At 66.0% G+C, this 6,533-nt stretch carries 4 protein-coding genes; all 4 read left to right on the top strand.

Annotation, left to right across the window (positions count from 1 at the left end):
- Window positions 1–174 precede the first annotated feature (174 nt).
- Genes I6N89_RS25065 through I6N89_RS25050 form a run of 4 tightly spaced genes read left to right on the top strand, consistent with a single transcriptional unit; the run spans window position 175 to window position 6,475 of the window.
- Window positions 175–1,524, top strand: a complete 1,350-nt coding sequence (locus tag I6N89_RS25065) for a tyrosine-type recombinase/integrase (RefSeq protein WP_028093973.1) — start codon at window positions 175–177, stop codon at window positions 1,522–1,524.
- Complete coding sequence (locus I6N89_RS25060) at window positions 1,521–3,308, top strand: hypothetical protein (protein WP_028093972.1); 1,788 nt, start codon at window positions 1,521–1,523, stop codon at window positions 3,306–3,308. Before I6N89_RS25065 ends, I6N89_RS25060 begins: the two co-directional genes overlap by 4 nt.
- Window positions 3,305–5,521 (top strand): integrase, encoded by a 2,217-nt coding sequence (locus I6N89_RS25055; RefSeq protein ID WP_028093971.1) that lies wholly within the window; start codon window positions 3,305–3,307, stop codon window positions 5,519–5,521. The genes I6N89_RS25060 and I6N89_RS25055 overlap by 4 nt, the downstream gene beginning before the upstream one ends.
- Before the next feature lie 51 nt (window positions 5,522–5,572).
- Window positions 5,573–6,475: an ArdC family protein gene (locus tag I6N89_RS25050; RefSeq protein WP_028093970.1), complete on the top strand. Its 903-nt coding sequence runs from the start codon at window positions 5,573–5,575 to the stop codon at window positions 6,473–6,475.
- The last annotated feature ends 58 nt before the right edge of the window (window positions 6,476–6,533 follow it).

The raw sequence follows: 6,533 nt of genomic DNA, 5'->3' as shown, positions 1-6,533 counted from the left end.
TTATCTTGACAGTCTGCACCGCATGCCACCTTGCCGTAGGATGGGTGACAGGCGTTGACGGTAGGCAGTTTTCAGGCTGGCCGCCGCGCTTACCAAAGAGCTGGCGGCGGCCAGCCTGAGAACTGCCGGGCCGAAGCGTGCGCCGGGTGGGGGCATGGGGAGGGTTTTGCGCTGGTGTCGATTATTTCTGTTTGCGAGCGTCGCGAGGCCGGGGGTCTCGCCGCGCATGTGCCGTTGATCCTGCGCGGCGACGCGCTCTACGACCCCGATCTGGATCGCTTCTTTCTCGACCTGCCGCTATCGGGGATTCGATCGCGGCATTCGCTTCGCGCCCAGGCCTATGATGTGACAGTCTGGCTTCGCTTTCTCGATGCTTGCGGCAAGACCGTATGGGCTGCGACCCGCGACGATGTCGAGGCTTATCATCGTGCGCGTCGGCGCGGCGATGCTGGTCAGCGGATCACGGCGGCAAGCTGGAACAGGGCCGTCGCCAGCCTTGATCGCCTCTATCGCTGGGGCGAGCGGCAAGGGCTGATCGCCGAGGCACCGTTCAACCGTCGTGCCGTGTGGCGACCGGCGCAGGGTGGACGTCGCGGAATGATCGCCGCGCGCAACGACGCCTATGAACGTGTTGCGAAGCGGTCGGATGTCCGGTTCGTCACGATGGACGACTACCGCATCTTCCGCGAGGTCGGTCTGCGCGGCCTCGCGCCTGACGGCAGCGAACGCCCCGGCGCACGTGATCGGAACGGATTGCGCAACGCGCTCTTCGCCGATCTGCTCGTCACGACAGGTTTGCGACTGGAAGAAGCCTCAGGTCTGCTCTCCGGTGATCTCGCGGTCATTGTTCCGGACGGCGATGAGAACCGGCAGCTCTGGTTGCGCCTGCCGCCGCCGCTCACCAAGGGCGATCGCGGACGAAGTGTTCTGGTCCCACGCCGGCTGCTTCGTCAGATCGCGGCCTATATCGATGTCGAGCGCGCGGCAGGCGCGGCCAAATTCGTCGCGCGCAATGGCGCGGCGCGCTTTGACCGGCCGATCCATATCACCGACGCCGGTCTCGACCGCATGCGCGATGTCTGCACGCCAGAGGAACGATGCCGTCTGATCCTGTGCAACGAGAACGGAACGCCGCGCGAGCCCGCGGCGCTATGGCTGACCGAGGTCGGACAGCCCGTTCGACCCAATTCCTGGGAGGTGATCTTCGCCCGCGCCTGCAAGCGCTGTAGAGACTATGGTTTCTCGTTGTCGATCAGCCCGCACCAGCTGCGCCACACCTTCGCGGTCCATATGCTCGCTTTGCTGATCCAGGAGCGTCTGCGCGAAGCCGCATTGCCGGCGGGGCCGATGGAGAGCTACCGGCTGATCCTGGGCGACCCGCTGCAGCAGGTGCAACGCCTGCTCGGCCACGCGAGCCTCGCCACCACCTATATCTATCTCGACCATATCGCGACCCGCGCCGATACGGTGGATTCGGCGGTCGAGAAGTTGCTGGCACTGCTGCCGGGACCGCAGGGCGCATGAGCGGGCGTCCCCGCAAGGGCAGGCCCGTTGCTTTCGCGCGCGTCACGCCGGAGCGAGCCAAGCCCGATCCGGTGCTCGGCCTCAGGTTCGTCATCGAGGCGCGGCATGGCGGGACCGTCCTGGTTGACATGACCAATCTCGATCCTCGTCCGCTCGCTATCGCCTTTGCCAGCGCGTTGCGCCGGTCGGCCGCGCTCGGCGGCCCGATCGGTGCGGCCAGCGTCATCAAACAGTATGTAAACTCCTATCGCCGTTTCTTCACCTGGCTTTCCGATGAGGCGGGGGAAGTGGACGGGCCCGAAGACATGCGCGCAGCCCATGTCGAGGGTTTCGCATCGGCACTCGAACGCGGGGGAATGGGCGCGATCTACCGGCATGTGACGGTCAGCAAGATCGTCAATACGCTGCGTGCGATAGAGGCGGATCGGCCCGACAGTATCACGCCCGACCTCCATGAGCGGTTGCGCTATACAATGGCGACCTCGGCGGAACGCTCGACCCCGCGTGATGCCTACAGCCCCTTCGTCGCCCGTGCGCTGCGCGACGCGGCCCGTACGGACGTGGAAGCGATATTCCGCCGGATCGGCACCGAGGATCGGACCGATGAGGGCGATCCGGTCATTGCCGGAGCGCGGGCCGATGTCGAAGCTCTCATCGCGCGCGATGGAGCCGTTCGGACCGAGAGCGTCGAGTTGCGCCGTCTCTATTTCATGCGCTTGCGGCGCGGTTTGCCGATCAGCACGCTGATCGACGACCTGCATCGTCGGCATCATCTGCACGTCACCGATCTGCCGCCATTGCTCGTGCTGCTTGCTCTCGATACCGGCCTCGAGCCGGAATGCCTGAAGGCGCTGACGGTCGATTGCCTGGCCAATCCCTCCGCCGGAACCGTCGAACTGCGATACCTGAAGCGACGCGCCGGCGCCGCCGGGCACAAGAGCATGCGCGTGCGCGACGGCGGCCTCGGCACGCCGGGTGGCCTTCTCCGCCGGCTGATCGAGATCACGACCGTCGCCCGTCAGCATCTGCCCACCGATTGTCTCTGGGTTTACCACAGCGTCGGCGGTCTCCATGCCGGCATCCGTCATCCGCGCGAACGCCTCGACGCCTGGGTGGCACGGCACCGGATTGTCGATGAGGACGGCAAGCCGCTCCATCTTCTGCTGTCCCGGCTTCGCAAAACCCACAAGGCGCTGTGGTACACCAAAACTGAGGGGTACATCGCCCGCTTCGCGGTCGGCCACACGCCCGAGGTCGCGGCGCGCCACTACGCCGATCTGCCATCGCTGCGGCCCCTGCACGAGGCCACCGTCGCCGATGCCTTCCGCGACGCTGTTGTCGCCGCGATGCCGACCATCCTCGCGCCAGCAGCCGAGAAGACGCTGCGCGAAGCGCCCGAACAGGCCGGGCCGCTGATGCCGCCGGATGCGGTCGGTTCCATTCTCGATGGGGAGCAGGATCTCTGGCTCGCCGCCTGCGCGGGGTTCCATAGCAGCCCCTTCGCCGAGGCCGGCTCGCCATGCCAACAGCCGTTCTGGGGATGCCTCCATTGCCCCAACGCCGTCATCACCGCCCGCAAGCTCCCCGCGATCATGGCCTTCCTGTCCTTCGTCGAAGACCAGCGGCAGGGGCTTCCCGGTCCCGACTGGATGGTCAAGTTCGGGCAGGTTCATGCCCGGATCGTCCATCAGATCTTGCCCGCGTTTTCCGATGCCGTTGTCGCCGAAGCGCGGTTACGCGCCGGGGAGGAGCGCCTCTATCTGCCTCCCGAGGCGCGCGCATGACCGCGCCCGCCCTTGCTCGCGCTCCCGCGTTCGACGATCGGCCCGTGCTGGCGTGCGCGCCGCTCAAGCCGGGCCATGCCCGCGAGGACCTGTCGCGCGTCGGCGATCCAAGCTGGGATCTGGGTCCGGCCGTCTTCCGCGAGAACGCCCGGCGCTGCCACGTCACCGTGCATTTCGACGTGCTGGAAGATGCCGATGTGCAGGCAATGATGCGCGCCTATCTCTATGCGCGTCTCAATGTCGACCTTCCCGGCCATCGTCCGAAGCTGCCGCCCAGCTGTGTGCGGCAGGCGTTCAACCGGGCGCGGCGCTTCTTCGCCTTCGTCCGCGAACGATTGGGCGCGCTGGACCTTGCCCGCATTGATCCTCCGCTGATCGACGCCTATGCGCGGCATCTCCGAGAGGACCCGGCAAGGCGGCCCGTCATTGTCGGGCAGCTTCTCGAGATCGTCATCGACTTCTATCTCTACCGTGAGCACCTTCCCGCCGGCGGCTTGTCGTTCGAACCGTGGGACGGACGGCCACCCGCACGCGTCGCGGGCTATCGTCATGTTCCCGAGAACCGGACCCCGCGCATCCCCGAGCCGATCATTGCGCCGCTTCTGGCATGGTCGCTGCGCTACATCACGGTATTCGCAGGGGACATTCTCGCCGCCCGGCGTGAGCTTTCCCGGCTCGAAGCGCGCCGCGACCGGCTTTTCGTTGCGGAACAGGGATTGCCGCATGCGGAGCGCCGCCGCCGGCAACGGCAGCGACTGGCGCGCTATTTCCGGTCCCGCGCGCGGCAGGGTCGGGGCGTGCCGGTCTGGGCAAGCCCGCCCAACGGTTCCGCATCCGTCGATCCGGTAAGCGGGGAGCTTCTGCCCGTCGTCAACGTGCAGCTTCTGCATCTTCACGTAGGGGTCGATGCCGCCAGGGAGCCGGCGATGCATCTCGCTCTCGCCGGCGGCGCGTCCGATCTCATCGCTGCCGCCATCGCGGATATCGGGATCGAACCCGGCGGCATGGATACGCCGATCTCGGTCGATGCCGATCTCGGCCGGCCATGGCGGCTCCGCTTCGATGCCAAATCCCTCGTCCTGGAAGAGCGCATGCTGCAGGCAGCGGCTTATGTGGTCTGCGCCTATCTGACCGGTATGCGCGATTGTGAGGTGCAGGCGATGCGCCGGGGATGCCTGACGCTTGCGCGCAGCGAGGACGGCACCGTGTCACGACACCGCGTCCGTTCCACCGCCTACAAGGGAAAGGGGGCCCGGGGAGCGCCGGCAGAGTGGGTGACCATCGAGCCCGTCGCCGATGCGATCGGGGTGCTCGAACAGTTGACCCGGCGCGCGGCTGTTGCCCATGGTCTCGATACGCTCTGGCCTGTGCTGTCAGTGACGCGAAGTAGCAAACCGCACGTCTCCGCCGAGATCGTGCGCCAGATCAACGCCTATCGTGACCACCTGAACAGGCTGTTCGGGACGGAAGAGGCGCCCGCCATACCGCCCGGGCCGGACGGCAAGCCCTGGCGGATCACGACCCGCCAGTTTCGTCGCACGATCGCATGGCACATCGCAAACCGTCCTTTCGGAACGGTGGCCGGCATGATCCAGTACAAGCATGCATCCGTCGCCGCGTTCGAAGGCTACGCGGGTAGCAGCGCCTCGGGTTTCCGCGCCGAGGTCGAGGCGCAACGTCGGCTCGGCCAGATCGATGATCTGCTCGAGTATTTCGACAGGCGGCGCGGCGGGGCCGACCTTGGTGGGCCGGCCGGTCCTCGTGTCGCGCGTACCCTCGACGAGACAGCCACCGAGCTTGGGCCATTGCCGCCGATGATCGCCGACCGGTCTCGTCTGCGCACCATGCTCGCCAGTCTGGCCCGCACCCTGCATGTCGGACCGCTTGCCGATTGCTTCTTCGATCCGGCAACCGCCCTGTGCCTCAAGCGCGTGACAGATGCCGCGGCAGACCGCCCATTGACAGCACTTTGTGAACCGACCCGCTGCCCGAACGCCTGCATCGCGGAACATCACAGGCCCGTCTGGGAGCGGAGTGCCGATGAGGCACGCATGTTGCTGCGCGAGAAGCGGTTGCCCGGATTGCAGCGGACCGCGCTCCAGCAGGAGGTTGACCGGATCGAGGGTGTGCTGGCCCGGATCGCGCCCGAGGGCGCGACGCCGCCCGTTCGGGCGGCGGTAAAGGGAGAGGAAGCTTGGGATCGGGGTGAGTGACGGGATGAGGAGAGCGGGAGAGGCCTGCTCCGCCCGTCCTGGAGACCTGTCATGTCCCGATCTTCCTCATCGGCCGGGCGCGCCGATGTTTATAATCGTATCACCACCGAGATCATCGCCGCCATCGAGGCCGGCGCCGGCGACTGGCGTGCGCCCTGGTTCCACAACGGGAGCAGCATAGCGCGTCCGACCAACGTTTCATCCGGCAAGCGCTATCGCGGCATAAACACGTTGGCGCTCTGGGCCACGGGCTTTGCCGCCGGATATGGCGACGGTATCTGGGGAACGTACAAGCAATGGCAGGATGCTGGCGCGCAGGTGCGTAAAGGAGAACGCTCCACCACGGTCGTCTTGTGGAGGGAGATCAAGGTTTCCCAGCAGGCCGACGACGATGACGATGATGACGGGCATCGACGGATGTTCGCCCGCGCATTTTCTGTCTTCAATATCGCTCAGGTGGACGGGTACGAGCGCCCGGCGACCCCTGTGCTGCCCGAGGCTGAACGCCTTGCCCATGCGGAAGCGTTCATCACAAACTTGGGCGTCAAGACGGAGTTCGGTGGATCGGAAGCCTATTACCGCCCGTCGGCCGACACCGTGTTCATGCCGCAGTTCACTTCGTTTCGCGATGCCGCGTCATTCTACGGTGTCTGGCTACACGAGAACGGTCACGCCAGTGGCGCAAAGCACAGGCTCGACCGCGATCTTTCCGGTCGCTTTGGTTCGGCCGCCTATGCCGCCGAAGAATGCTGTGTGGAAATTCTCAGCGGGCTCGTCTTGGCAGACCTCGGGATCGCCCACCATCCGCGCCCCGATCATGCCGCCTATATTGCCTCGTGGCTCAAGGTCCTAAAAGACGACCCCAAGGCCATCTTCACCGCCGCCAGCAAGGCGCAGCAGGCGGCCGACTGGATGCATGCGCAGCAGCCCCATGCAGAGGAGGTAGCGGCATGACCAAAACCGTTCTCATTGCCGGAAAATTTCAGAATGGGGCTGGACTGTCAGGATATGT

The sequence above is a fragment of the Salipiger abyssi genome (genome assembly GCF_017311415.1).
Taxonomy (GTDB): Bacteria; Pseudomonadota; Alphaproteobacteria; order Rhodobacterales; family Rhodobacteraceae; genus Salipiger; species Salipiger abyssi_A.
Note: the sequence above shows the minus strand (reverse complement) of the source record. Positions and strands in the feature narration are given on the sequence as shown.

Excerpts from the sequence above, each read along its gene's own strand:
- I6N89_RS25055 (WP_028093971.1), top strand. The coding sequence starts at position 3,305 with ATGACCGCGCCCGCCCTTGCTCGCGCTCCCGCGTTCGACGATCGGCCC.
- I6N89_RS25050 (WP_028093970.1), top strand. The coding sequence starts at position 5,573 with ATGTCCCGATCTTCCTCATCGGCCGGGCGCGCCGATGTTTATAATCGT.
- I6N89_RS25060 (WP_028093972.1), top strand. The coding sequence starts at position 1,521 with ATGAGCGGGCGTCCCCGCAAGGGCAGGCCCGTTGCTTTCGCGCGCGTC.